The 25,774-nt window shown below is 71.5% G+C and carries 21 protein-coding genes; 18 read left to right on the forward strand and 3 right to left on the reverse strand.

Annotation, left to right across the window (positions count from 1 at the left end; all coding sequences use genetic code 11):
• Positions 1–17: 17 nt before the first annotated feature.
• The 13 genes from OG299_RS28290 to OG299_RS28350 all read left to right on the forward strand — a co-directional run bounded on the left by OG299_RS28290 (position 18) and on the right by OG299_RS28350 (position 14,568).
• Positions 18–1,724, forward strand: a complete 1,707-nt coding sequence (locus OG299_RS28290) for a UDP-N-acetylmuramoyl-L-alanyl-D-glutamate--2,6-diaminopimelate ligase (RefSeq protein WP_266630078.1) — start codon at positions 18–20, stop codon at positions 1,722–1,724.
• Positions 1,721–3,145, forward strand: a complete 1,425-nt coding sequence (locus tag OG299_RS28295; RefSeq protein WP_266630080.1) for a UDP-N-acetylmuramoyl-tripeptide--D-alanyl-D-alanine ligase — start codon at positions 1,721–1,723, stop codon at positions 3,143–3,145. The genes OG299_RS28290 and OG299_RS28295 overlap by 4 nt, the downstream gene beginning before the upstream one ends.
• Positions 3,142–4,212 (forward strand): phospho-N-acetylmuramoyl-pentapeptide-transferase, encoded by a 1,071-nt coding sequence (gene mraY, locus OG299_RS28300; RefSeq protein WP_266630082.1) that lies wholly within the window; start codon positions 3,142–3,144, stop codon positions 4,210–4,212. The genes OG299_RS28295 and mraY overlap by 4 nt, the downstream gene beginning before the upstream one ends.
• Positions 4,194–5,642: a UDP-N-acetylmuramoyl-L-alanine--D-glutamate ligase gene (gene murD, locus OG299_RS28305; protein WP_327363005.1), complete on the forward strand. Its 1,449-nt coding sequence runs from the start codon at positions 4,194–4,196 to the stop codon at positions 5,640–5,642. The genes mraY and murD overlap by 19 nt, the downstream gene beginning before the upstream one ends.
• Positions 5,643–5,720: 78 nt before the next feature.
• A complete protein-coding gene (ftsW, locus tag OG299_RS28310; protein ID WP_327363006.1) occupies positions 5,721–7,136 on the forward strand; it encodes a putative lipid II flippase FtsW in 1,416 nt (471 codons plus the stop codon).
• A gap of 6 nt (positions 7,137–7,142) precedes the next feature.
• Entirely contained in the window at positions 7,143–8,237 is a 1,095-nt protein-coding gene (gene murG / locus OG299_RS28315; protein WP_030863673.1) for an undecaprenyldiphospho-muramoylpentapeptide beta-N-acetylglucosaminyltransferase, read from the forward strand.
• A gap of 16 nt (positions 8,238–8,253) precedes the next feature.
• Positions 8,254–9,114, forward strand: a complete 861-nt coding sequence (locus OG299_RS28320; protein WP_442817539.1) for a cell division protein FtsQ/DivIB — start codon at positions 8,254–8,256, stop codon at positions 9,112–9,114.
• Between the two features lie 280 nt (positions 9,115–9,394).
• A complete protein-coding gene (ftsZ, locus tag OG299_RS28325) occupies positions 9,395–10,600 on the forward strand; it encodes a cell division protein FtsZ (RefSeq protein WP_266630090.1) in 1,206 nt (401 codons plus the stop codon).
• Positions 10,597–11,385 carry a peptidoglycan editing factor PgeF gene (gene pgeF, locus OG299_RS28330; RefSeq protein WP_327363008.1) on the forward strand — a complete coding sequence of 263 codons (789 nt, stop codon included), beginning with the start codon at positions 10,597–10,599 and terminating at the stop codon, positions 11,383–11,385. The genes ftsZ and pgeF overlap by 4 nt, the downstream gene beginning before the upstream one ends.
• On the forward strand, positions 11,372–12,091 hold the full coding sequence (locus OG299_RS28335; protein ID WP_266630094.1) for a YggS family pyridoxal phosphate-dependent enzyme: 720 nt from the start codon (positions 11,372–11,374) through the stop codon (positions 12,089–12,091). Before pgeF ends, OG299_RS28335 begins: the two co-directional genes overlap by 14 nt.
• A 151-nt stretch (positions 12,092–12,242) precedes the next feature.
• Complete coding sequence (locus tag OG299_RS28340) at positions 12,243–12,851, forward strand: cell division protein SepF (protein ID WP_266630095.1); 609 nt, start codon at positions 12,243–12,245, stop codon at positions 12,849–12,851.
• Between the two features lie 60 nt (positions 12,852–12,911).
• Entirely contained in the window at positions 12,912–13,208 is a 297-nt protein-coding gene (locus OG299_RS28345) for a YggT family protein (RefSeq protein WP_030155988.1), read from the forward strand.
• Between the two features lie 82 nt (positions 13,209–13,290).
• Positions 13,291–14,568, forward strand: coding sequence for a DivIVA domain-containing protein (locus OG299_RS28350; protein WP_327363009.1), 1,278 nt, complete (start codon positions 13,291–13,293; stop codon positions 14,566–14,568).
• Between the two features lie 196 nt (positions 14,569–14,764).
• Here OG299_RS28350 and ileS read toward each other — a convergent pair whose 3' ends face one another.
• Positions 14,765–17,911, reverse strand: a complete 3,147-nt coding sequence (gene ileS / locus OG299_RS28355) for an isoleucine--tRNA ligase (protein WP_327363010.1) — start codon at positions 17,909–17,911, stop codon at positions 14,765–14,767.
• Positions 17,912–18,517: 606 nt separating this feature from the next.
• On the opposite strand from ileS, the gene OG299_RS28360 reads away from it, so the two are divergent.
• From OG299_RS28360 to OG299_RS28380, 5 genes are all read left to right on the forward strand, one after another.
• The gene (locus OG299_RS28360) at positions 18,518–19,432 is read left to right on the forward strand and encodes a TraR/DksA family transcriptional regulator (protein ID WP_327363011.1); all 915 of its coding nucleotides are present in this window, start codon (positions 18,518–18,520) and stop codon (positions 19,430–19,432) included.
• Positions 19,433–19,574: 142 nt separating this feature from the next.
• The gene (gene lspA, locus OG299_RS28365; protein WP_266630100.1) at positions 19,575–20,135 is read left to right on the forward strand and encodes a signal peptidase II; all 561 of its coding nucleotides are present in this window, start codon (positions 19,575–19,577) and stop codon (positions 20,133–20,135) included.
• A 63-nt stretch (positions 20,136–20,198) separates the two neighbouring features.
• Positions 20,199–21,140, forward strand: a complete 942-nt coding sequence (locus OG299_RS28370) for an RluA family pseudouridine synthase (RefSeq protein WP_266630102.1) — start codon at positions 20,199–20,201, stop codon at positions 21,138–21,140.
• A complete protein-coding gene (locus OG299_RS28375) occupies positions 21,137–21,613 on the forward strand; it encodes a GNAT family N-acetyltransferase (RefSeq protein WP_327363012.1) in 477 nt (158 codons plus the stop codon). The genes OG299_RS28370 and OG299_RS28375 overlap by 4 nt, the downstream gene beginning before the upstream one ends.
• A 198-nt stretch (positions 21,614–21,811) precedes the next feature.
• Positions 21,812–23,404: a Na+/H+ antiporter gene (locus OG299_RS28380; RefSeq protein WP_327363013.1), complete on the forward strand. Its 1,593-nt coding sequence runs from the start codon at positions 21,812–21,814 to the stop codon at positions 23,402–23,404.
• A gap of 125 nt (positions 23,405–23,529) precedes the next feature.
• On the opposite strand, the gene OG299_RS28385 is transcribed toward OG299_RS28380, so the two are convergent.
• Together OG299_RS28385 and OG299_RS28390 are read right to left on the reverse strand one after the other, a co-directional pair.
• Complete coding sequence (locus OG299_RS28385) at positions 23,530–24,546, reverse strand: SDR family NAD(P)-dependent oxidoreductase (protein WP_266630108.1); 1,017 nt, start codon at positions 24,544–24,546, stop codon at positions 23,530–23,532.
• On the reverse strand, positions 24,543–25,727 hold the full coding sequence (locus OG299_RS28390; protein WP_327363014.1) for a UDP-N-acetylglucosamine--N-acetylmuramyl-(pentapeptide) pyrophosphoryl-undecaprenol N-acetylglucosamine transferase: 1,185 nt from the start codon (positions 25,725–25,727) through the stop codon (positions 24,543–24,545). The genes OG299_RS28385 and OG299_RS28390 overlap by 4 nt, the downstream gene beginning before the upstream one ends.
• Between the last annotated feature and the right edge of the window lie 47 nt (positions 25,728–25,774).

Consider the following 25,774-nt stretch of genomic DNA (forward strand, 5'->3'; position numbering starts at 1 on the left):
TCCGTGAGGCACCATCAGTGACAACGATCACCCCGAAACCCGGGAACCCGACGGCCGCCGGTGGCACGGCCGGGCCCTCACTTCGCGAGCGGCCCGCCGAGCCCGGTACGCTCACCGCCGTGCCCCACGCTGATCAGCCCAGAACCGCCCAGAAAGCCGCCCCGGCAACGCCGCCGGGAGCGCCCCGGCCCCAGGCCGTGCGACCGATCCCGCTGCCCGAGCTCGCGCACCTGGTCGGCCTCGAGGCCGCGGACGAGCCGACCGGACCGCAGATCACCGGGATCACGCACGACTCCCGTGCCGTGCGCCCCGGAGACCTGTACGCGGCCCTGCCCGGCGCCAAGCTGCACGGCGCCGACTTCGCGGCCCAGGCGGCCGCACTCGGCGCCGCGGCCGTGCTCACCGACCCGGCGGGCGGCGAGCGCGCGGCCGCGACCGGCCTGCCGGTCCTCGCCGTCGACGGCCCGCGCGGCCGGATGGGCGAGCTCGCCGCCGCGATCTACGGCCGTCCCGGCGAGGGCCTGCTCCAGATCGGCATCACCGGCACCTCCGGCAAGACCACCACGGCGTACCTCGTCGAGGGCGGTCTGCGCGGGGCCGGACGCAGCACCGGACTGGTCGGCACCGTCGAGATGCGCATCGGGGACGAGCGCATCAAGTCGGAGCGCACCACCCCCGAGGCCACCGACCTCCAGGCCCTGTTCGCGGTCATGCGCGAACGCGGGGTCGAGGCCGTCGCCATGGAGGTCTCCAGCCACGCCCTGGTGCTCGGCCGGGTCGACGGATGCGTCTTCGACGTCGCCGTCTTCAACAACCTGAGCCCGGAGCACATGGAGTTCCACTCCGACATGGAGGACTACTTCCAGGCCAAGGCGCAGCTCTTCACCGAGCGCCGCGCCCGCCTCGGGGTGGTCAACATCGACGACGAGTACGGCCGCCGCCTCGCCAAGGAGGCCGCGATCCCGGTGGTCACCTTCTCCGCCGCGGGCGATGCGGCCGCCGACTGGCGCGCCGAGGACGTGGTGTTCGGGCACATGGACTCCACGCTGACCCTGGTCGGCCCGGAGGGGCAGCGCGTACGGGCCACGGCCCCGCTGCCCGGCCCGTTCAACGTCGCCAACACCGTCGCCGCGATCGTCACGCTCGCCGCCGCCGGCCTCGACCCGCAGACCGCCGCCGACGGCGTCGCCGCGGTCCCCGGGGTCCCCGGCCGGCTGGAGCGGGTGGACGCGGGCCAGCCGTACCTGGCCGTCGTCGACTACGCGCACAAGACGGACGCCGTCGAATCGGTGCTGCGCGCACTGCGCGAGGTCACCACCGGCAAGCTGCACATCGTGCTCGGCTGCGGCGGCGACCGCGACACCACCAAGCGCGCCCCGATGGGCGCAGCGGCCGCCCGGTTCGCCGACACGGCCGTGCTGACCTCCGACAACCCGCGTTCCGAGGACCCCCTCGCGATCCTCGCCGCGATGTTCGAGGGCGCCGTCTCCGTACCCGCCGAAGAGCGCGGCACGGTCCTCGTCGACGCCGACCGGGCCGCGGCCGTCGCAGCAGCAGTCGCCCGCGCCGAGCCCGGCGACACGGTGCTGGTGGCCGGCAAGGGCCACGAGCAGGGCCAGGAAACCGCGGGCGTCGTACGGCCCTTCGACGACCGTGCGGTGCTCCGCGCCGCGATCGAACGCCAGCAAGGCAGCAACGTCCGACAGGCCGAGGTGAACCAGTGATCGCCCTTTCCCTCGCCGAGATCGCCGACATCACCGGCGGGCGGCCCCACGACATACCGGATCCGTCCGTGCGGATCACCGGGCCCGTCGTCATCGACTCCCGCCAGGTGGAGGCCGGCAGCCTGTTCGCCGCGTTCGCCGGCGAGCACGTCGACGGCCACGACTACGCCGAGCGCGCGGTCGCCTCCGGAGCCGCGGCCGTCCTCGCCGCCCGGCCCGTCGGCGTCCCCGCGATCGTCGTCGCCGATGTCGAGAAGGCCCTCGGCGCCCTCGCCCGAGCGGTCGTCGAACGGCTCGGCACCGACGTGGTGGCCCTGACCGGCTCCGCCGGCAAGACCTCCACCAAGGACCTCATCGCCCAGGTGCTCCAGACCCACGCACCCACCGTGTGGACCCCGGGCTCCCTCAACAACGAGATCGGCCTGCCGCTCACCGCGCTGCGCGCCACGGAGGAAACCCGGCACCTGGTGCTGGAGATGGGCGCCCGCGGCATCGGGCACATCGACTACCTCACCGGCCTGACCCCACCGCGCATCGGACTCGTCCTCAACGTCGGGACCGCCCACATCGGCGAGTTCGGCGGCCGCGAGCAGATCGCCCAGGCCAAGGGGGAGCTGGTCGAGGCCCTGCCGTCCGAGGCCGAGGGCGGAGTCGCCGTCCTCAACGCCGACGACCCGCTGGTGCGCGCGATGTCCGCCCGGACCAAGGCCCGTACGGTGCTCTTCGGCGAGGCCGACGACGCCGAGGTGCGGGCCACCGAAGTCCGGATGACACCGGCAGGACAACCCTCCTTCACACTCCACACACCCACCGGGTGCGGCGAAGTGACCTTGCGCCTGTACGGTGAGCACCACGTGTCGAACGCGCTCGCCGCGGCCGCCGTCGCCCATGTACTGGGCATGTCCGTGGAGGAGATCGCCACCGCGCTCTCCGAGGCGGGCACCTTGTCCCGGTGGCGGATGGAGGTCACCGAGCGGGCGGACGGCGTGACGATCGTCAACGACGCCTACAACGCGAATCCCGAGTCCATGCGGGCCGCTCTGCGCGCGCTTGCCGCGATGGGCGGCGCCGCCAAGGCCGACGGGGGACGTACGTGGGCGGTGCTCGGTCCCATGGCCGAGCTCGGGGACGCATCGTTGGCCGAGCACGATGCGGTGGGACGGCTTGCCGTCCGGCTCAACGTGAGCAAGCTCGTCGCAGTCGGGGGCAGGGAAGCGTCCTGGCTGCAACTGGGCGCATATAACGAGGGTTCGTGGGGTGAGGAGTCGGTGGTCGTGTCCGACGCGCAGGCGGCGATCGACCTGTTGCGCAGTGAACTGCGCCCGGGTGACGTCGTGCTGGTGAAGGCTTCCAGGTCGGTCGGCCTGGAGCGGGTCGCTCTGGCGCTGCTGGCCGGCGGGGGCGAGGTCGCCGACCGATGAGGCAGATCCTCTTCGCCGGTGTCATCGGCATGTTCCTGACCGTGGTCGGCACCCCGCTGCTGATCAAGCTGCTGGCCCGCAAGGGCTACGGCCAGTTCATCCGCGACGACGGCCCGCGCGGGCACGCCGGGAAGAAGGGCACGCCCACCATGGGCGGCATCTCCTTCATCCTGGCGACGATCATCGCGTACGCCCTGACGAAGGTGATCACGGGCAGCCCGGCCACGTTCTCCGGCGTGCTGGTGCTCTTCCTGATGTCCGGCATGGGCCTCGTCGGCTACCTCGACGACTACATCAAGATCGTCAAGCGTCGCTCGCTCGGTCTGCGGGCCAAGGCCAAGATGGCCGGCCAGCTGATCGTCGGCATCGCCTTCGCGGTGCTCGCGCTGCAGTTCAAGGACATGCGCGGCAACGCCCCGGCCTCCACCAAGCTGTCGTTCGTCACGGACTTCGGCTGGTCGATCGGCCCGGTGCTGTTCGTCGTCTGGGCGCTGTTCATGATCCTGGCCATGTCCAACGGCGTGAACCTGACGGACGGTCTGGACGGCCTGGCCACCGGCGCCGCGGTGATGGTCTTCGGCGCCTACACCTTCATCGGCGTCTGGCAGTTCCAGGAGTCGTGCGCCAACGCGCAGACCCTGACGAACCCCAACGCGTGCTTCGAGGTACGAGATCCGCTGGACCTCGCGATCGTCGCCTCCGCGCTGATGGGCGCCTGCTTCGGCTTCCTGTGGTGGAACACCTCGCCCGCCAAGATCTTCATGGGTGACACCGGCTCGCTGGCCCTCGGCGGCGCCCTCGCCGGTCTCGCGATCTGCTCCCGCACGGAGTTCCTGATCGCCCTCCTCGGCGGCCTCTTCGTCCTCATCACCATGTCGGTCGTCATCCAGGTCGGCTCCTTCAAGCTCACCGGGAAGCGCGTCTTCCGGATGGCCCCGCTGCAGCACCACTTCGAACTGAAGGGGTGGTCCGAGGTCCTGGTGGTGGTCCGGTTCTGGATCATCCAGGGCATGTGCGTGATCGTGGGTCTCGGACTCTTCTACGCGGGATGGGCAGCGGACAAGTGACCTCCTGGCCGGGCAAGAACATCACCGTCGCCGGTCTCGGCGTGAGCGGCATCAGTGCCGCCCGCGCCCTGGCCGGCCTCGGCGCCGTTGTGACGGTCGTCGACAACGGGGACGGCGACGCGCACCGCGCGCGGGCCGCTGAGCTCGCGGAGCTGGGCGTCGAGGTCCGCCTCGGACACCTGGCCGACGGCGCACGCGCCGGCGACGTCTTGCCCGAGGGCACCGACTTGGTGGTCACCTCGCCCGGCTGGAAGCCGGACAGCCCGCTCTTCGCCGCCGCCGCGGCCGCCGGTGTGGACGTCGTCGGCGATGTCGAGATCGCCTGGCAGCTGCGCGGCCCGGATGCCGCCCCCTGGCTGGCCATCACCGGCACGAACGGCAAGACGACCACCACCCAGATGCTCGCGTCGATCCTGAAGGCCGCGGGCCTGAAGACCGCGGCCGTCGGCAACATCGGCACCCCGATCATCGACGTGGTGCTCGGCGAGGAGCAGTACGACGTACTCGCCGTCGAACTCTCCAGCTACCAGCTGCACTGGGCACCCTCGCTGCGCGCCCACTCGGCCGCCGTGCTCAACCTGGCCCCCGACCACCTCGATTGGCACGGCTCCATGGAGGCGTACGCCGCCGACAAGGGCCGGATCTACGAGGGCAACACGGTCGCCTGCGTCTACAACGTCGCCGACCCGGCCACCGAGGCCCTGGTCGTCGAGGCGGACGTCGAGGAGGGCTGCCGGGCGATCGGCTTCACCCTCGGCGCCCCCGGCCCCTCCATGCTCGGCGTCGTCGACGGCATCCTCGTCGACCGCGCCTTCGTCGAGAACCGGCAGAAGAACGCCCAGGAGCTCGCCGAGGTCAAGGACGTCAACCCGCCGGCCCCGCACAACATCGCCAACGCGCTCGCCGCGGCCGCCCTGGCCCGCGCCTTCGGCGTCGAGCCGCGCGCGGTCCGCGACGGACTGCGCGACTTCCGCCCCGACGCGCACCGCGTCGCCCACGTGGACGAGGTCGCGGGGGTCACGTACGTCGACGACTCCAAGGCCACCAACACGCACGCCGCCGAAGCCTCCCTGGCGGCCTTCGAGCCCGTCGTGTGGATCGCCGGCGGCCTCGCCAAGGGCGCGACCTTCGACGAGCTCGTCCAGCGGTCGGTCAAGCAGCTGCGCGCCGTGGTGCTGATCGGCGCCGACCGGGCGCTGATCGCCGAGGCGCTGGCGCGACACGCCCCCGAGGTCCCTGTCGTCGACCTCGAGCGGACCGACACTGGGGCGATGCTCGCAGCGGTCCGGGAAGCGGCCCGGCTCGCAGAGCCCGGCGACACGGTTCTGCTGGCCCCGGCCTGTGCCTCGATGGACATGTTCGCGAACTACAACAAGCGCGGGGACGCATTCGCGGACGCGGTGCGCGAACTGGCCGCCGAGAGCGCGTAGGTCCGGCCGGTCCGTTCTCAGGCCGGCGAGTCCTCCCCGACCGGCTGCTCGTCGTACGAGTGGAGGGGAAGGTCACACATGCCGGCCAAGCAAGTGCTGCCGGGGCGGCGGCCGTCCGCCGTGAAGGCCGTCAAGTCCGTCAAGAACGCGAATCCCGCCAAGTCCGCCAGGACGGTCAAGGCGCAGGGCCGCAGGCGTCCGACGGCGGGTGTGCGGCGGCCCGCCGGGCGCGGGCCGCTGGAGCGCATCCGGCGTACGCAACGGCAGTTGCGCAAGGCCTGGGACCGGCCCCTCACCGCGTATTACCTGATTTTCGGCAGCTCGCTGCTCATCACCGTGCTCGGCCTGGTGATGGTCTACTCGGCCTCGATGATCAAAGCGCTCCAGCTGGGCCTGGGAGACGCGTACTTCTTCAAGAAGCAGTTCCTGGCCGCCCTGATCGGCACCGGGCTGCTCCTGGTCGCCTCCCGGATGCCGGTCAAACTGCACCGGGCGCTGTCCTATCCCGTGCTCGCAGGAACCTTGTTCCTGATGGTCCTGGTCCAGGTCCCCGGGATAGGGGTGGCGATCAACGGCAACCAGAATTGGATCTCCCTTGGTGGTCCGTTCATGCTCCAGCCCAGTGAGTTCGGCAAGCTGGCCCTGATCCTCTGGGGCGCCGACCTGCTGGCCCGCAAGGGCGACAAGGAGCTGCTGAGCCAGTGGAAGCACCTGCTGGTGCCGCTGGTCCCGGTGGCCTTCCTGCTGCTCGGGCTGATCATGCTGGGCGGGGACATGGGCACCGCGATGATCCTCGGAGCCATCCTGTTCGGCCTGCTGTGGCTGGCGGGAGCCCCAACGCGGATGTTCGTCGCGGTGCTGGCGTTCGCGGGTGTGATCGTCGCACTGCTGATCAAGACCAGCCCGCACCGGATGGACCGGATCGCCTGCATCGGCGCGACGGATCCCGGCCGGAACGACCTGTGCTGGCAGGCCGTGCACGGGATCTACGCCCTCGCATCCGGCGGATGGTTCGGTTCCGGTTTGGGTGCCAGTGTGGAAAAATGGGGGCAACTGCCCGAAGCCCATACCGACTTCATCTTCGCCATCACCGGGGAGGAACTGGGTCTGGCAGGGACGCTGTCGGTACTCGCCCTGTTCGCGGCTCTAGGCTATGCGGGTATCCGCGTGGCCGGACGCACGGAGGACTCCTTCGTACGGTATGCCGCGGGAGGCGTGACCACCTGGATCACGGCGCAGGCCGTGATCAACATCGGTGCGGTGCTCGGTCTGCTGCCGATCGCCGGAGTCCCGCTCCCGCTGTTCTCGTACGGAGGGTCCGCGCTGCTGCCGACGATGTTCGCGGTCGGACTGCTCATCGCCTTCGCGCGGGAGGAGCCGGCGGCGCGCGCGGCGCTCGCGATGCGCCAGCCGAAAACCGGCTGGAAGCGGACCGGGCAGAGATGGAAGTCGATGAGACGGAGCGTCAAGAGGCGTCCGTCCGGAGAGCGGTGAATTTCGGTGCATGTCGTACTCGCCGGTGGGGGGACCGCCGGCCACATCGAGCCGGCGCTGGCCCTCGCGGACGCCCTGCGTAGGCAGGACCCTTCCGTGGGCATCACCGCCCTCGGCACGGAGCGCGGGCTCGAAACCCGCCTCGTGCCGGAGCGCGGCTATGAGCTGGGGCTGATCCCCGCCGTCCCGCTGCCCCGCAAGCCCACCCCCGAGCTGATCACCGTCCCCGGACGGCTGCGCGGCACGATCAAGGCCGCCGAGGAGATCCTGGAGCGCACCAAGGCCGACTGCGTCGTCGGCTTCGGCGGCTACGTGGCCCTGCCCGGCTACCTCGCCGCCAAGCGGCTCGGGGTGCCGATCATCGTCCACGAGGCCAACGCCCGGCCCGGACTGGCCAACAAGATCGGCTCCCGCTACGCGCACGCCGTCGCGGTCTCCACCCCCGACAGCAAGCTGCGCGGCGCCCGCTACGTGGGCATCCCGCTGCGCCGCAGCATCTCGACCCTGGACCGGGCCGCGGTCCGACCGGAGGCGCGCGCCGCCTTCGGCCTGGACCCCAACCTGCCGACCCTGCTGGTCTCCGGCGGCTCGCAGGGCGCCCGCCGCCTCAACGAGACCATCCAGCAGGTCGCTCCGACCCTCCAGCGCTCCGGGATCCAGATCCTGCACGCGGTCGGCCCGAAGAACGAACTGCCGCGTGTCGACAACATGCCCGGGATGCCGCCGTATGTGCCGGTACCGTACGTGGACCGGATGGATCTCGCGTACGCCGCCGCCGACATGATGCTGTGCCGCGCGGGCGCGATGACCGTCGCCGAACTCTCCGCCGTCGGGCTGCCCGCCGCGTACGTCCCGCTGCCGATCGGCAACGGCGAACAGCGGCTCAACGCCCAGCCGGTGGTCAAGGCAGGCGGCGGCCTGCTCGTCGACGACGCGGAGCTGACGCCCGAGTGGGTGCTCAGCCAGGTCCTGCCGGTGCTCGCCGACCCGCACCGCCTGTACGAGATGTCCCGCGCCGCCGCCGAGTTCGGCCGCCGCGACGCCGACGACCTGCTCGTCGCGATGGTGTACGAGGCGATCGCCGCACACAGGAACCGCTAGCGCAGGAGGCACAGGAGTGGCCGGAGCGACGACCGCACAGCGCGGCAATCCCGGGTCCGCCCGGAAGGGCAAGGGCTCCGGCTCTCCCAAGCCGCCCAAGCCGCCCAGGTCGTCGGGGCCGTCAGGGGGGTCCGGCCCGCGAGGCCCCGGTCTGCAGCGCCTCGTCCGGCGCCTGCGGAACCGGGGCCCCGTGCTGCTCTGCTTCCTCGCCGCGGTGTTCCTCGTCGGGGGCGGCAGCTGGGTGCTCTACGGCTCCTCCTGGCTCCGGGTCGAGCAGGTGACGGCGGGCGGAACCCAGGTGCTGACCCCCGAGCAGGTGCTGGCCGCCGCGGCCGTACCGGTCGGGGCGCCGCTGGTGACCGTGGACACCGACGAGATCGCGGCAAGGGTCCGCAGCCGGCTGCCCCGTGTCGATTCGGTCGACGTGGTGCGCGCCTGGCCGCACGGGATCGGGCTGAAAGTGACGGAGCGCAAACCCGTCCTGCTCATCAAAAAGGACGCCAAGTTCGTGGAAGTGGACGCATCGGGTGTGCGATTCGACACGGTTCCGAAAGCACCCGCGGGCGTTCCGGTCCTCGAATTGTCCGCCGGGCAGTCGCCGAGCGGCCGCCGCTTCGACGAGGAGCGGCTGCTGCACGAGGCGGTGGGCGTCGCCGGAGACCTCCCCGAGGCGGTCGCCAAGGAGACCGTGCAGGTCAAGATGGGGTCGTACGACTCGGTCGTACTGGAGTTGACCCGGGGCCGCACCGTGGTGTGGGGGAGCGGCGAACAGGGCGAGGCAAAGGGCCGTGCGCTGACCGCCCTGTGGAAAGCGGCGCCCAAGGCTGACCACTTTGACGTGAGCGTCCCCACCGCCCCTGCCGTGTCCGGGAGTTGACGTCGGGTCGAACAGCGACGCACCCTGGTTGGCCACCGATACGGGTGATCACATAGGGTGAAAAGAAAAACGGGAGGTTCGGCGTGTTCGTTGAACACGCGCTACTTGTCGACTTAGTGTCCTGTTCGGAAGAGTCCAGGGAACAGACACACCCCCAACCCTAAACTTCAGGGTTAGGGTTCGGGTCGGCGTGTACGGACCGTCCCAATTTCGGCATCAGTCGTCGCACCGCAGGCCTGCGAGGCGAACGACACGTAACTCGAGGCGAGAGGCCTTCGACGTGGCAGCACCGCAGAACTACCTCGCAGTCATCAAGGTCATCGGTGTCGGCGGCGGTGGTGTCAATGCCATCAACCGAATGATCGAGGTCGGTCTCAAGGGCGTCGAGTTCATCGCCATCAACACGGACGCCCAGGCGCTGTTGATGAGCGACGCCGACGTCAAGCTCGACGTCGGCCGGGAACTCACCCGGGGTCTCGGCGCCGGCGCCAACCCGGATGTCGGTCGCAAGGCGGCAGAGGACCACCGCGAGGAGATCGAGGAGGTCCTCAAGGGGGCCGACATGGTCTTCGTCACCGCCGGCGAGGGCGGCGGCACCGGAACGGGCGGCGCACCCGTCGTCGCCAACATCGCGCGCTCGCTGGGCGCCCTGACGATCGGTGTGGTCACCCGGCCGTTCACCTTCGAGGGCCGGCGCCGCGCGAACCAGGCCGAGGACGGCATCGCCCAGCTCCGCGAGCAGGTCGACACCCTCATCGTCATCCCCAACGACCGCCTGCTGTCCATCTCGGACCGCCAGGTCAGCGTGCTCGACGCCTTCAAGTCGGCGGACCAGGTCCTGCTGTCCGGCGTCCAGGGCATCACCGACCTCATCACCACCCCGGGTCTGATCAACCTCGACTTCGCGGACGTCAAGTCCGTCATGTCCGAGGCCGGCTCGGCCCTCATGGGCATCGGCTCGGCCCGCGGCGACGACCGCGCGGTGGCCGCCGCCGAGATGGCGATCTCCTCGCCGCTGCTGGAGGCGTCCATCGACGGCGCCCGCGGTGTGCTGCTCTCCATCTCCGGTGGCTCGGACCTCGGCCTCTTCGAGATCAACGAGGCCGCGCAGCTGGTCAGCGAGGCCGCCCACCCCGAGGCGAACATCATCTTCGGCGCCGTCATCGACGACGCGCTGGGCGACGAGGTACGGGTCACCGTCATCGCCGCCGGGTTCGACGGCGGACAGCCCCCGGCCCGCCGGGACAACGTCATCGGCGCCGCGTCCACCAAGCGCGAGGAGCCGGCCCCGGCGCCGGTCCGCGCTGCCGAGCCGGTGCGTCCGGCCTTCGGCGGACTGGGCACGGTCACCCCGCGCGAGGAGCCCCCGGCCCCGGTCGAGGCGGTTCCGGCCGAGGCCGCGGCTCCCTCGCCGCAGGTCCCGACGGCCCGGCCGTACCAGGACAGCCCGGCCGAAGAACTGGACGTTCCGGACTTCTTGAAGTGACGCTGGACCAGCACATCGAGAACGGCGCCCACTTCGCCTTCACCGACCGGTGGGGCGGGGTGAGCGCCGTTCCGTACGAGGAGCTCAATCTCGGCGGCGCGGTCGGAGACGACCCCACCGCCGTTCTCGCGAACCGGGCCGTCGCGGCCGGGGCCCTGGGCATCGAGCCGGACCACGTGGTCTGGATGAACCAGGTGCACGGCAAGGACGTGGCGGTGGTCCCCGGACCCTGGGGCCCCGCCGCCGACGTCCCGGCGGTGGATGCGGTGGTGACCGCCCGCCGGGGGCTCGCCCTCGCGGTGCTCACCGCGGACTGCACCCCGGTCCTGCTGGCCGACCCCGTCGCCGGGGTCGCGGGAGCGGCCCACGCGGGGCGGCCCGGACTGGTCGCGGGAGTCGTGCCCGCCGCGGTGGAGGCGATGCTCTCCCTCGGGGCCGAGCCGGGGCGGATCATCGCCCGTACCGGCCCCGCGATCTGCGGCCGCTGCTACGAGGTGCCGGCCGAGATGCGGGACGCGGTCGCCGAGGCAGTACCGGCCGCCTACGGCGAGACGAGTTGGGGGACGCCGTCCGTCGACGTGGTCGCCGGGGTGCACGCCCAGCTCGCGGAGGCGGGGGTGGTGAACCTGCACCGTTCGCCGGTCTGCACACTGGAGTCGCGGGACCACTTCTCGTACCGCCGCGACCGGGTGACCGGGCGGCTTGCCGGATATGTCTGGTTGACAGAGCTTTCCCGGGGGCAAACCCCCGGACCGCCGGGGGAAAAGAAGAATGACGGATCGTAAGTCGGAGCTCGCGGAGAACCTCGCGCGGGTGGAGGAACGTATCTCGTCCGCCTGCGCGGCCGCGGGACGCGGACGGGACGAGGTGACGCTCATCGTCGTCACCAAGACCTACCCCGCGAGCGACGTACGACTGCTGGCGGACCTGGGGGTCCGTCATGTGGCGGAGAATCGCGACCAGGATGCCGCCCCCAAGGCTGCGGCCTGCGCGGATCTGCCGCTCAGCTGGCATTTCGTGGGTCAGTTGCAGACGAACAAAGTCCGTTCCGTGGCGGGATACGCGCATGTGGTGCAGTCGGTCGACCGGCCGAAGCTCGTCACCGCGCTCTCGGCGGCGGCGGAGGCGGCCGGCCGCGAACTCGGCTGCCTCGTACAGATCGCCCTCGACGCCGAGTCGGGGGAGCGCGGCACCCGGGGCGGCGCCGCTGCGGAGCAGCTCGCCGAACTCGCGGACCTCGTGGCCGGGGCGCCCGGACTGCGGATCGACGGTCTGATGACCGTGGCTCCGCTGGCCGGGCCCTACGCGGGACGCGAACAGGCCGCTTTCGAGCGGCTGGTGGAATTGTCATCCCGCCTGCGCGCGGACCATCCGACTGCCACGATGGTGTCGGCCGGGATGAGTGCAGACCTGGAACAGGCCGTTGCGGCCGGTGCGACACATGTACGCGTCGGCACTGCGGTACTCGGCGCGAGACCCCGGCTCGGGTAACGTCGCGAAGAAAGTCGGACCACAGCAGAAAATATGGTCATTACCGCTGATGGGCGGACGGACCACGTGGATCGCGGGCAGTTGGTGACTTTGGTGACACAGCGACACACCTGCGACAGGGCGATCCACCACAGAGCGGAGGACTCAGAGAATGGCCGGCGCGATGCGCAAGATGGCGGTCTACCTCGGCCTCGTGGAGGACGACCGGTACGACAACCCGGGGTACGACCCCGACGACGAGTTCGAGCCCGAGCCGGAACCGGAGCGGGATCGCCGGCGCCAGCAGCCCGTGCACCAACCGCCCGTAACGGACGAACCGGTACGAGTTACCCAGCCTCCGGCGCAACGGGAACCCATCCCATTGCCGCTGGAAAACGGACGTCCTGCGCGAATTGCCCCCGTGGCATCCATCACACCTGAACGCTCGAACCTGGAGAAGAACGCCCCCGTGATCATGCCCAAGGTCGTCTCCGAGCGGGAGCCGTACCGCATCACGACGCTGCACCCCCGGACCTACAACGAGGCCCGTACCATCGGGGAACACTTCCGTGAGGGCACTCCGGTGATCATGAACCTCACGGAGATGGACGACACGGACGCGAAGCGACTTGTCGACTTCGCGGCCGGCCTCGTCTTCGGCCTGCACGGCAGCATTGAACGCGTGACACAGAAGGTGTTCCTGCTGTCGCCTGCTAACGTCGATGTCACGGCGGAGGACAAGGCCCGCATCGCGGAGGGCGGGTTCTTCAACCAAAGCTAGACCGATCCGTCAGACACGGGGCCGGGGACAGAGCGAGAGCAGGGGAGAGGGAAGCGCGGGATGGGCGTCGCACTGCAGGTGGTCTACATCGCGCTGATGTGCTTCCTTATCGTGCTGATCTTCCGACTGGTGATGGACTACGTCTTCCAGTTCGCACGTTCATGGACACCCGGCAAGGCGATGGTGGTCGTCCTTGAGGCCACCTACACTGTCACCGATCCACCGCTCAAGCTTCTCCGGCGATTCATTCCGCCGTTGCGTCTCGGGGGCGTGGCACTCGACCTGTCCTTCTTCGTTCTGATGATCATCGTTTACATCCTCATCAGTTTCGTGAGCACCGCTGCGAGAAGCGTGTGAACGATGAGCTTCCCCGCAGGCGCGGGGACAGTCCCGATACGGTCCTGCCGACTGCCGACGACTACGTAGAGGTGAAGAAGACATGCCGCTGACTCCCGAGGACGTGCGGAACAAGCAGTTCACGACCGTCCGCCTCCGAGAAGGCTATGACGAGGACGAGGTCGATGCCTTCCTCGACGAGGTCGAGTCCGAACTGACGCGCCTGCTGCGCGAGAACGAGGACCTGCGCGCCAAGCTGGCCGCCGCCACGCGTGCCGCCGCGCAGAACCAGCAGCAGCAGGGCATGCGCAAGCCGGAACCCCAGGACCAGCGCGGCCCCGGCGGCCCGGGTTCCCCTGTGCCCGCGGCCATATCCGGCCCGCCGGCGCAGCAGGGCCCGCCGCAGATGGGCCCGCCGCAGCTGCCGGGCGGCCAGCCGCAGCTTCCGGCCGGCCCCGGTGGACACGGACCGCAGGGTCCGGGCGGCCCGGGCCCGATGGGCGGCCCCATGCACACCATGGGCGGCCAGCAGCAGATGGGCCAGCAGGGCATGGGCCAGCAGGGCATGGGCCAGCAGGGCATGGGCCAGCAGGGCATGGGCCAGCAGTCCATGGGCGGCCAGAACCAGCTCGGCCAGCAGATGCAGCCCATGGGCCAGCAGATGCAGCCGATGGGCCAGCAGATGCAGCCGATGGGGCAGCAGATGCAGCAGCAGATGCAGCAGCCGCAGCTCCCGCAGCAGGGCCCCGGCGGCGACAGCGCCGCCCGTGTCCTGTCGCTGGCGCAGCAGACCGCCGACCAGGCGATCGCGGAGGCCCGCTCCGAGGCCAACAAGATCGTCGGCGAGGCTCGCAGCCGTGCCGAGGGCCTGGAGCGGGACGCCCGTGCCAAGGCCGACGCGCTGGAGCGGGACGCGCAGGAGAAGCACCGCGTCGCGATGGGCTCCCTGGAGTCCGCCCGTGCCACGCTGGAGCGCAAGGTCGAGGACCTGCGGGGCTTCGAGCGTGAGTACCGTACGCGTCTGAAGTCCTACCTGGAGTCGCAGCTGCGCCAGCTCGAGACCCAGGCGGACGACTCCCTGGCCCCGCCGCGCAACCCGGCCGGCCCGGCGCTGCCGCCGTCGCCGACTCCGTCGATGGCTCCGGCCGGAGCGATGGGCCACTCGATGAGCAACCCGTCGATGGGCGCTCCGTCGCCCATGGGCGGTCCCTCGCCGATGGGTGGCCCGTCCCCGATGGGCGGCCCCTCGTACGGTGGTCAGCAGCAGATGTCGCCCGCGATGACGCAGCCGATGGCTCCGGTGCGGCCGGCCGGTCCGCAGCCGATGCAGCAGGCGCCGTCGCCGATGCGGGGCTTCCTGATCGACGAGGACGACAACTAGGCGGTTCGCCCTACGGGCGGCGTCAGCAGTCACGGGCCGGGCCCGGTTCCCCTTCGGGGTGCCGGGCCCGGCCCGTTCCCGTATCCGGGCGGTGGCGGGGCCGCCGGTGCCCGGGGCGCCGGCTGCCGCTGCGGGGAGAGGAAACGGCTGTGGCCCGGCCCCCGTGCGGGGACCGGGCCACAGCAGCAGCTCGTGCTTACGCCTTGCGGAGGCGGAAGGTCAGGCCGAGGGGCTCGTCCGTGAACGGCTCGCCGTACGCGGCGTCCGCGTCGCCCGACGCGAAGTCCGTGGCCAGGACCTCGTCCGCGATCAGCGCCGCGTGGTCCGTCAGGGCCGTGACGACCTCCGGGTCCGACGAGGACCACCGCAGCGCGATCCGGTCCGCGACGTCCAGGCCGGAGTTCTTGCGGGCCTCCTGGATCAGGCGGATCGCGTCACGGGCCAGGCCCGCCAGCCGCAGCTCGGGGGTGATCTCCAGGTCCAGGGCCACCGTGGCGCCGGAGTCGGAGGCCACCGACCAGCCCTCGCGGGGGGTCTCGGTGATGATGACCTCCTCCGGGGAGAGGGAGATCTCCTCGCCGTTCAGCGAGACGACCGCAGAGCCGGACCGCAGCGCCAGGGACAGCGCCGCCGCATCCGCCGCCGCCACCGCCTTCGCCACGTCCTGGACGCCCTTGCCGAAGCGCTTGCCCAGCGCGCGGAAGTTCGCCTTCGCCGTCGTGTCCACCAGCGAGCCGCCGACCTCCGACAGGGAGGCCAGGGAGGAGACGTTCAGCTCCTCCGTGATCTGGGCCTGGAGGTCGGGGGACAGGGCGTCGAAGCCCACCGCGCCGACCAGCGCCCTGGAGAGGGGCTGGCGGGTCTTGACCCCGGACTCGGCACGCGTCGCGCGGCCCAGCTCCACGAGGCGGCGGACCAGCAGCATCTGCTGGGAGAGGGTCGGGTCGATGGCCGAGGTGTCCGCCGTCGGCCACGTCGACAGGTGGACCGACTCCGGCGCGTCCGGGGAGACCGGGACGATCATGTCCTGCCAGACCCGCTCCGTGATGAAGGGGGTCAGGGGGGCCGTCAGGCGGGTGACCGTCTCCACGACCTCGTGGAGGGTGCGCAGCGCGGCCTTGTCGCCCTGCCAGAAGCGGCGGCGCGAGCGGCGCACGTACCAGTTGGAGAGGTCGTCCACGAACGCGGACAGCAGCTTGCCGGAGCGCTGGGTGTCGTACGACTCCATCGCCTCCGTGACCTCGGCCACGAGGGTGTTCAGCTCGGAGAGCAGCCAGCGGTCCAGGACCGTGCGGTCCGCCGGGGCCGGGTCGGCCGCCGAGGGGGCCCAGCCGGAGGTGCGGGCGTACAGGGCCTGGAAGGCGACGGTGTTCCAGTACGTGAGGAGCGTCTTGCGGACGACCTCCTGGATCGTGCCGTGGCCCACGCGCCGCGCCGCCCACGGGGAGCCGCCGGCCGCCATGAACCAGCGCACCGCGTCCGCGCCGTGCTGGTCCATGAGCGGGATCGGCTGCAGGATGTTGCCCAGGTGCTTGGACATCTTGCGGCCGTCCTCGGCGAGGATGTGGCCCAGGCAGACCACGTTCTCGTAGGAGGACTTGTCGAAGACGAGGGTGCCGACCGCCATCAGCGTGTAGAACCAGCCGCGCGTCTGGTCGATGGCCTCCGAGATGAACTGCGCCGGGTAGCGCTTCTCGAAGATCTCCTTGTTCTTGTACGGGTAGCCCCACTGCGCGAACGGCATCGAGCCCGAGTCGTACCAGGCGTCGATGACCTCCGGCACGCGGACGGCCTCGAGCGAGCAGCCCTCCGCCGTGCAGGTGAAGGTGACGTCGTCGATGTACGGGCGGTGCGGGTCCAGGTTCGAGTGGTCCCGGCCGGACAGCTCGCTCAGCTCGGCGCGGGAGCCGACACAGGTGAGGTGGTTCTCCTCACAGCGCCAGATCGGCAGCGGGGTGCCCCAGTACCGGTTGCGGGAGAGCGCCCAGTCGATGTTGTTGTTCAGCCAGTCGCCGAAGCGGCCCTGCTTGACCGAGTCCGGGAACCAGTTCGTCTTCTCGTTCTCCCGCAGCATCGCGTCCTTGACCGCGGTGGTGCGGATGTACCAGGACGGCTGCGCGTAGTACAGCAGCGCGGTGTGGCAGCGCCAGCAGTGCGGGTAGCTGTGCTCGTACGCGATGTGCTTGAAGAGCAGGCCGCGCGCGTCGAGGTCGGCGGTCAGCTTCTCGTCGGCCTTCTTGAAGAAGACGCCGCCGACCAGCGGGACCTCCTCCTCGAAGGTGCCGTCGGGACGGACCGGGTTCACGACGGGCAGACCGTACGCACGGCAGACCGCGAGGTCGTCGGCGCCGAAGGCGGGGGACTGGTGGACCAGACCGGTGCCGTCCTCGGTCGTGACGTACTCGGCGTTCACGACGTAGTGCGCGGGCTCCGGGAACTCGACGAGGTCGAAGGGGCGCTGGTACGTCCAGCGCTCCATCTCCTTGCCCGTGAACGTCTGGCCGGTGGCCTCCCAGCCCTCGCCCAGGGACTTCTCCAGCAGCGGCTGGGCGACGACCAGCTTCTCTTCACCGTTGGTCGCGACGACGTAGGTGACCTCGGGGTGCGCGGCCACGGCCGTGTTGGACACCAGGGTCCACGGGGTCGTCGTCCAGACCAGGAGGGCCGCCTCGCCCGCGAGCGGGCCGGAGGTCAGCGGGAAGCGGACGTAGACGGAGGGGTCCACGACCGTCTCGTAGCCCTGCGCCAGCTCGTGGTCCGAGAGGCCGGTGCCGCAGCGGGGGCACCAGGGGGCGACGCGGTGGTCCTGGGTGAGCAGGCCCTTGTTGAAGATCTCCTTCAGCGACCACCACACGGACTCGACGTACTCGGGGTCCATGGTCCGGTAGGCGTCGTCCAGGTCGACCCAGTAGCCCATCCGGGTCGTGAGCTCGGTGAACGCGTCGGTGTGGCGGGTCACGGACTCGCGGCACTTGGCGTTGAACTCGGCGATGCCGTACGCCTCGATGTCCTGCTTGCCGTTGAAGCCGAGCTCCTTCTCGACGGCGAGCTCGACGGGCAGGCCGTGGCAGTCCCAGCCGGCCTTGCGGGCCACGTGGTAGCCGCGCATGGTGCGGAACCGGGGGAAGACGTCCTTGAAGACGCGAGCCTCGATGTGGTGCGCGCCGGGCATGCCGTTCGCGGTGGGCGGGCCCTCGTAGAAGACCCACTCTGGGCGTCCCTCGGACTGCTCCAGGGTCTTGGCGAAGGTCTTGCTCTCGCGCCAGAAGTCGAGAACGGCGTGCTCGAGGGCGGGCAGGTCGACCTGGGCGGGTACCGGGCGGTACTGCGGCGGTGTGGTCATGAGGCTGAACTCTTCCTCCGGCGGGATGTCACTTCCGTCCGGAGGGACGAGAGCCACTCCTGAGAATCCAGGACGCCTGCTCCCGCGGTACCACCCTCCTTGGCCGCCGGACGGATCCGGTGGCCCCCTCATTGGGGTGCGAAGCCGGTTCTACTGGCCCCACGGGAATCCGTGCGGGCTTTCTTCCGGCGGCTCAGGGGTGATCCTTCACATCGCGCTCGCCCCCGGGCTCTCACCGTCCCCGGGTCGCTCCTGGCTGCGTACGAAGCTACTCGTCCCCGTCCATGCCTTTCGCTGGGCCCAGTGTACGGGGCGGGGGCCCGCTCGGCAGACCGGTTTACGGGGGGTCGGCGCGGGGGTTGCGTCGGGCCTCGCAGCGGGGTGCGGGGCGGCGGCCGGGCGGGTGCGCGGCATGACCCGAACGGGCTGATGGGCCGGTCCGGGCTCCGGTGTGACGGGTGGGGCGGATTACCGGGCTCCCTGATGGGCACAACGGATGCAGGTTGGCATCGATGGACGCGTGCCCCGTTGCCGCGAGGCCGGAGTCGATTTATCGTTCCGGCACGATTCGCGCGCAAGATCACAGTATGTGAAGGGGCCGCGGCCATGGTGGCGAAGAAGACCGCCGACAGAACTGCCGAGAAGGCTGTCGGGAAGGCCGCCGGGAAGGCGACGGCGGCCGAGAATGCGGCTCCGGCCCGGAAGGCGACCGCTGTCGGGAAGAAGGCCGCGAAGCCCGTGGCCGGGACGGCCGTGAATTCGGTGAAGTCGGTGAAGCCGGTGACGCCGGTGACCGGAGCGACCACGGCGGCGGCCAAGAAGGCGGCGGCGAAGAAGACGGTGGCCAAGAAGGCGGCTGCCGGGAAGAGCCCGGCCAAGAAGACCTCGGCCGTGAACACGGCGGCCGTCGACAAGGTGGCCGCGAAGAAGGCGACCGGCGTCGGGAAGACGACCGCGAGGAATGCCACGGCCAAGGCGGCCGGGGCCGAGGGGGCGGCGCACGCCGCGCAACAGACGGGAGCCCGGAAAGTGGTTGCCAAGAAGAGCACCGGCACGGCCAGGAAGACGGCTGCGGCCGCCACCAGCGGCCTGCCGAAGGCCAGGGCCACGGCGGGCCTGGCGCCGGGCGAGCTGGCCGTACGGCCCGGCGAGGACCCCTGGACCCCGGCGGAGGTCGCCGAGGCGCGCAGCGAGCTGCAGAGCGAGGTCCTGCGGCTGCGGCACGAGCTGCAGGCCTCCGACGAGGCCATCTCGGGGCTGATGCGGGACTCCGGCGACGGCGCGGGCGACGACCAGGCCGACACGGGCACCAAGAACATCACCCGGGAATCCGAGCTGGCCCTCGCCGCGAACGCCCGCGAGATGCTCGAACAGACCGAGCGGGCCCTGGAGCGGCTCGACGCGGGTACGTACGGGCTCTGCGAGAACTGCGGCCAGCCCATCGGCAAGGCCAGGATGCAGGCCTTCCCGCGGGCGACGCTGTGCGTGGACTGCAAGCAGAAGCAGGAGCGGCGGCACTGAGCGGGCGCTGAGACGGCACGGGCCGGGCTGCCGCCGCGGGCGGACCCTGACGTACTCTCGTGTCTCGTCAGGGTCCAGGGACCTGGCAGGGCTGTAGGGCTGTGTCGTCGGCAACCTGGTTCGAGCTAGTCGAGGGACTCACGTGGCAGAGGCGGAGAGCATCATCGGTACGCCGGAGGTCGGGGACGACGCCCAGCCGGAGTCCGTCGGGCCCAAGGGGCGTCGGCGGATCGTGGCGCTGCTCGTCGTCGCCCTGCTCGCCTACCTGCTCGACTTCGGCAGCAAGATGCTGGTCGTCGCGAAGCTGGAGCACCAGCCGCCGATCCGGATCATCGGAGACCTGCTGAAGTTCGAGGCGATCCGCAACCCGGGTGCCGCCTTCGGCTTCGGCGAGGCCTTCACCATCATCTTCACCTGCATCGCGGCCACCGTGATCATCGTGATCGTGCGGCTGGCCCGGAAGCTCTACAGCCTGCCGTGGGCGATCGCGCTGGGCCTGCTGCTGGGCGGTGCGCTGGGCAATCTCACCGACCGCATCTTCCGTTCGCCGGGGATGTTCCGGGGGGCCGTCGTCGACTTCATCGCGCCCGCCCACTTCGCGGTCTTCAACCTCGCGGACTCGGCGATCGTGTGCGGCGGCATCCTGATCGTGCTGCTGTCGTTCAAGGGGCTGGACCCGGACGGCACGGTCCACAAGGACTGATCGCGCACCGGCCGGGCACCGAACGCGGGAAAGCTGCGCTGCCGAGTCCTGCATACTCGACAGGTGAGTACGATTCCCGAGATCCGCACCCTGCCCGTTCCCGATGGCCTCGAGGGCGAGCGCGTCGACGCCGCCATCGCCCGTATGTTCGGTTTTTCCCGGACGAAGGCGGCCGAGCTCGCCGCCGCGGGGAAGGTGTCGGTCGACGGCAGCGTCGTCGGGAAGTCCGAGCGCGTGCACGGCGGCGCCTGGCTCGAAGTCGAGATGCCCGCGCCGCCGCGGAAGGTCGAGGTCGTCGCCGAACCCGTCCCGGGCATGGAGATCGTCCATGACGACGACGACATCGTCGTCATCATGAAGCCGGTGGGCGTCGCCGCCCACCCGAGCCCCGGCTGGACCGGCACCACCGTCATCGGCGGCCTCGCCGCCGCCGGCTACCGGATCTCCACCTCCGGCGCGTCCGAGCGCCAGGGCGTCGTGCACCGCCTCGACGTCGGCACGTCCGGCCTGATGGCCGTCGCCAAGTCCGAGCGCGCGTACACCTCGCTGAAGAACCAGTTCCGCGAGCGCGTCGTGGACAAGCGCTACCACGCGCTGGTGCAGGGGCACCCGGACCCGATGAGCGGCACGATCGACGCGCCGATCGGGCGGCACCCCAGCGCCGACTACAAGTGGGCCGTGACCCAGGAGGGCAAGCCCTCCGTCACCCACTACGACCTGATCGAGGCCTTCCGTGCGGCCTCGCTGCTCGACATCAAGCTCGAGACCGGGCGTACGCACCAGATCCGCGTGCACATGTCCGCGCACCGGCACCCCTGCGTCGGCGACCTCACGTACGGCGCCGACCCGACCGTCGCGAAGCGGCTGGGCCTGACCCGGCAGTGGCTGCACGCGGTGCGGCTCGGCTTCGAGCACCCGTCGGACGGCCAGTGGGTGGAGTTCGAGAGCACCTACCCGGCGGACCTGCAGCACGCGCTGGACGTGATCCGGGCCGAGAGCGAGTGACGTCCGGCGAGGCCTTCGCCGTCCGGGTGGCCGCCTCCGAGGCGGACACGGCGGCGTGCTTCGCGGTACGGACCGAGGTGTTCGTGGTCGAGCAGTCCGTGCCGGAGTCGATCGAGTACGACGCGTACGACGCGGTCGCGGTGCACGTGCTGGCCGTGGCGCCGGACGGGGAGCCGTTGGGCACCGGGCGGCTGCTGTACGGGCCCGCGGCGCTGGGCAAGACGGGCGGCGACCTGACGGTCGGCTCGCTGGGGCGGCTGGCCGTACGCAAGGCCGCGCGCGGGCTGGGCGTGGGGGTCGCGCTGGTGCGGGCCATCGAGGCGGAGGCCCGGCGGCTGGGGCTGTCGGCCGTGGACTTGGGCGCGCAGACGCATGCGCTGGGCTTCTACGCCGGGCTGGGGTACGTGGCCTACGGGCCGGAGTTCGAGGACGCGGGCATTGCGCACCGGGCGATGAGGCGCCACCTGCCGTAGCCGGGCTGTGAGATCCCGCTGCGCGGGGCTTCCCGCCCCGCCCGTGCCCGGAGGACGACTCCAGCCCCGCCGGCGTTTGAGGCGCGGGGTCCGGGGCTTCGCGGGCCGCCCCCGCGGCAGGGGCGTGGCACCCGCCAGGCGGGCGAGGCTTCGACGGGGCGTGGGTTTCCGCGGGCGGCGGTACGGCAGGGTGGGGGAGTGGATCAGCTTGCTCTGCTGTTCGTGCTGTTGCTCGGGGCCGTGGTCTCCGTGCCGCTCGGGGATCGGCTCGGGCTGCCCGCGCCCGTCCTGATGACCATCGGCGGGGTCGCGCTCGCGCTGGTGCCGGTCGTGCCGAATGTCGACATCCCGCCCGAGTTCATCCTCCCGCTCGTGCTGCCCCCGCTGCTCTACGCCTCGGCGCAGCGCACCTCGTGGCGGCAGTTCGCCGCCAACGTCCGGCCGATCCTCCTGCTCGCCGTGGCCCTCGTCTTCGTCACGACCGCCGCCGTCGGCGCCGTCGCGTACGCCGTCGTCCCCGGGCTGCCGCTGGCCGCGGCCCTTGCGCTCGGCGCGCTCGTCGCCCCGCCCGACCCCGTCGCCGCGACCGCCGTCGCCGGATCGCTCGGGCTGCCGCGCCGCATGGTGTCGATCCTCGAGGGCGAGGGCCTGTTCAACGACGTCACCGCGATCGTGCTGTACCACGTGGCCATCGCCGCGGCCGTCAGCGGCAGCTTCTCCTGGCCGGACGCGCTGGGGGAGTTCGTGCTCTCCGCCGTGGTCGCGATCGGCGTCGGGCTCCTGCTGGGCTGGGCCACCACTGCGCTCATGGGGCGGCTCGGCGACGCCACGCTCCAGATCGGGCTGACGCTGCTCGTGCCGTTCGTGTCGTACGTACTGGCCGAGGAGCTCAAGGGGTCGGGGGTGCTGGCCGTGCTGACCACGGCCCTGTTCCTCGCCGAGTACGCGAGCGACGCGGACGACGTGCTGGGGCGGCTCGCCGGGCACACGTTCTGGGAGGTCGTGGACATGCTGGTCACGGGCGTGGCCTTCGGGCTGATCGGGCTGGAGCTGCACAACGTGTTCGGTGTCGCGGCCGGCCGCGAGTGGGAGATGGCGGGGTGGGCGGCCACCGTGACCGCGGTGGTGGTCGCCGTACGGCTGATGTGGCTGCTGCCCGCCGGATGGCTGGCCAAGCGGCTGCACACGCTGCGCGACTACGACGAGGAGATCCCGCTGAGCTGGCGGGAGAGCGTGGTGATGTGGTGGGCCGGGATGCGCGGGGTGGCCTCGGTGGCACTGGCGCTGGCCATTCCGCTGAGGGTCGAGGGCGGGGCGCCGTTCCCGGGGCGGGACCAGATCATCTTCATCGCCTTCGCCGTGATCATGGTGACGCTGGTGTGCCAGGGGCTGACGCTGCCGTGGCTGGTGCGGATGCTGGGCGTGGAGGCCGATGAGGACGCCGAGCGGGAGACGGAGCGAAAGCTGGCGATCCGCGCGGCGAAGGCCGCTAAGCGGCGGCTCAAGGAGATCGAGGAGGTGGAGGACCTTCCGGAGGACCTGGTGGAGGTGCTGTACCGGCGGGCGTACGACGTGGGGGCGAGGATCAGCCCCGACATGGTGGACGAGGAGCGGCGCGAGGCGTACGCGAAGCGGGTGGAGCGGATCCGGGACGTCCAGCGGATCCAGCGGGAGATGATGTCGGCGGCGCGGCACGAGGTGCTGGCCGCACGCAGCGAGCCGGGCGCGGACCCGGAGATCGTGGACCGGGTCCTGCGCCACCTGGACGTCCGCAGCCTCCGCAGCACCTGACGGGGCCTGCGCCCCCGCCGCCACCGCACGGGAGCCCCGGCTCCGCCCGGCCGCCCGGGGCGCCGCCCCGGCCCCGCGCCTCACATGTCGGCGGGGCCGGATTCGGCCGGGCGGCGCCGGGGGAGTCAGACCTGGTAGCGGGACGGGGCGAAGAGGGCCGGGTTCGAGGCGACCCAGGCGGAGGTGCGGGTCAGGCCCTCCTGGAGGGAGGTCTTCGGGGTCCAGCCGGCCCAGTCGCGGGCCCGGGAGTTGTCCGACAGGAGGCGCTGGACCTCGCTGCCCGCAGGGCGCAGGCGGGTCTCGTCCACCACGATCCGGGCTTCGCGGCCCGATGCCCGGATCAGGGCCTGCGCCAAGGCCCCGATGGAGATCTCCTGGCCCGTGCCGAGGTTGACCACCTCGCCCAGGGCCCGGTCGCACTCCGCCACGGAGAGGAAGCCCTCCGCCGTGTCCGTCACGTACGTGAAGTCCCGGGTGGGGGACAGGGAGCCCAGGCGGATTTCCCGCGCCCCCGCGTGCAGCTGCGCCAGGATCGTCGGGATCACGGCCCGCGCCGACTGGCGGGGGCCGTAGGTGTTGAACGGCCGGACCACCGTCACCGGCAGCTCGAACGCATGGTGGAACGACAGCGCCATCATGTCCGCGCCGATCTTCGACGCCGAGTACGGGGACTGCGGCTGGAGCGGGTGCGATTCCGCTATCGGGGCCGTCAGCGCCGTCCCGTAGACCTCGCTCGTGGAGGTGTGCACGAGGCGCCGCACCCCGTGCCGCCGGCAGGCCTCCGCCATGTTCTGCGTACCGGTCACGTTGGTCTGGACGTACGCGCCCGGCGAGGCGTAGCTGTACGGGATCCCGATCAGCGCCGCCAGGTGGAACACCGTGTCGCAGCCCTCCACCGCGTCGCTGACCCGGCCCGCGTCGCGGATGTCGCCCGCCCACATCTCGACCGGGCCGTCGGGGTCGGCGAGGTACCGCGCCAGGTGGCCCTTCTCCGCGTACGGCTTGTAGTGGACGAAGGCGCGGACCCGGGCGCCCCGCTCCACCAGCAGGTCGACCAGGGTGGACCCGATGAACCCCTCGGCTCCGGTGACGAGGACCGTACGGCCGGTCCAGGGGTTCACGGTGTTCGTGTGGGTGTTCATATCCGCTCCAGGGTGGGAAGGGGGACGCCGGCCACGCGGAGGACCTCCGCCGCCAGCAGTTCGGCGGCCCGGGCGTGCGGGCCGGGGTCGGCGGCGCCGGCCATCGCGGCCAGCCGGGCCGGGTCGGCCAGCAGCGGGCCGAGCAGCGCCGCCAGCCGGTCGGCGGTGGTCTCGGCATCCGGCAGCAGCAGGCCCGCGCCCGCGTCGCCGAGGACCCGGGCGTTGTGGGTCTGGTGGTCGCCGGGGGCGTGCGGGTACGGGACGAGCAGGGCCGGGACCCCGGTCGCCGCCAGCTCCGCCACCGTCGCGGAACCGGCCCGGCACACCACCAGGTCGGCGGCCGCGTACACGAGGTCCATCCGGTCCAGGTAGGGCACGGCCCGGGCGATCCGCTGCCCGCCGCAGGCCGCGAGATCGGCGGCGGTGTCCGGCAGCGCCTGCGGACCCGTCTTGATCAGCAGCTGTACGTCGTCCCGCCCCTGCCAGAGCCCGGCCAGCCCGACCGCGGCCGCGGTGAGCCGGACCGCGCCCAGGCTGCCGCCGTTGAAGACGACCAGGCGGCGGCCGTCGGGGACGTGCAGGGCCCGCCGGGCCTCGGCGCGCAGGGCCGCCCGCTCGGGCCGGGTCAGCCCGGCCAGCCGCGCGAGGGCCGCCGAGATCGGCATTCCGGTGGTCAGGGCATGCGCCCCGCCCGCCAGATGGGCCCGGCTGCGGTCGAAGGCCACCGCGATGTGCGGGGTGAGCCGGGCCGCGAACCGGTTGGCGCGGCCCGGCACCGCGTTGGACTCGTGGATCACGGCCGGCAGCCCCGCCATCTTGGCCCCCAGCACGGCCGGCGCGCTCGGGTAGCCGCCCATGCCGACGACGGCGTGCGCGCCCTGGGCCCGGATCACCGAGCGCGCCTGCCCGGCCGAGCGCAGGAGCGCGGCCGGGAGCAGATAGCGCTTCGCGCCGAGCGAGGGGTCGAAGGGGATCATGTCGACGGTGTGCAGGCGGTAACCGGCGCCCGGAATCAGCTCGGTCTCCAGGCCCCGCTCGGTCCCGACGAACGAGACCACGGCATCCGGGACGGCCGTGCGCAGCGCCTCGGCGAGGGCGAGCCCGGGGTAGATGTGGCCGCCGGTGCCGCCCGCGCCGATCACCACGGACAGGGGCCGGAGAGAGGTGCGTCGTGTGGTCATGGGCGCAGACTTCCGGTGCGCCCTAAGAACGTTCTAAGAGGTTCTCT

This window comes from Streptomyces sp. NBC_01296, from assembly GCF_035984415.1.
Lineage (GTDB): Bacteria > Actinomycetota > Actinomycetes > Streptomycetales > Streptomycetaceae > Streptomyces.

Excerpts from the sequence above, each read along its gene's own strand:
- mraY (WP_266630082.1), top strand. The coding sequence starts at position 3,142 with ATGAGGCAGATCCTCTTCGCCGGTGTCATCGGCATGTTCCTGACCGTG.
- murD (WP_327363005.1), top strand. The coding sequence starts at position 4,194 with ATGGGCAGCGGACAAGTGACCTCCTGGCCGGGCAAGAACATCACCGTC.
- ftsW (WP_327363006.1), top strand. The coding sequence starts at position 5,721 with ATGCCGGCCAAGCAAGTGCTGCCGGGGCGGCGGCCGTCCGCCGTGAAG.
- OG299_RS28335 (WP_266630094.1), top strand. The coding sequence starts at position 11,372 with ATGACGGATCGTAAGTCGGAGCTCGCGGAGAACCTCGCGCGGGTGGAG.
- OG299_RS28340 (WP_266630095.1), top strand. The coding sequence starts at position 12,243 with ATGGCCGGCGCGATGCGCAAGATGGCGGTCTACCTCGGCCTCGTGGAG.
- OG299_RS28345 (WP_030155988.1), top strand. The coding sequence starts at position 12,912 with ATGGGCGTCGCACTGCAGGTGGTCTACATCGCGCTGATGTGCTTCCTT.
- OG299_RS28350 (WP_327363009.1), top strand. The coding sequence starts at position 13,291 with ATGCCGCTGACTCCCGAGGACGTGCGGAACAAGCAGTTCACGACCGTC.
- ileS (WP_327363010.1), bottom strand. The coding sequence starts at position 17,911 with ATGACCACACCGCCGCAGTACCGCCCGGTACCCGCCCAGGTCGACCTG.
- OG299_RS28360 (WP_327363011.1), top strand. The coding sequence starts at position 18,518 with ATGGTGGCGAAGAAGACCGCCGACAGAACTGCCGAGAAGGCTGTCGGG.
- OG299_RS28385 (WP_266630108.1), bottom strand. The coding sequence starts at position 24,546 with ATGAACACCCACACGAACACCGTGAACCCCTGGACCGGCCGTACGGTC.
- OG299_RS28390 (WP_327363014.1), bottom strand. The coding sequence starts at position 25,727 with ATGACCACACGACGCACCTCTCTCCGGCCCCTGTCCGTGGTGATCGGC.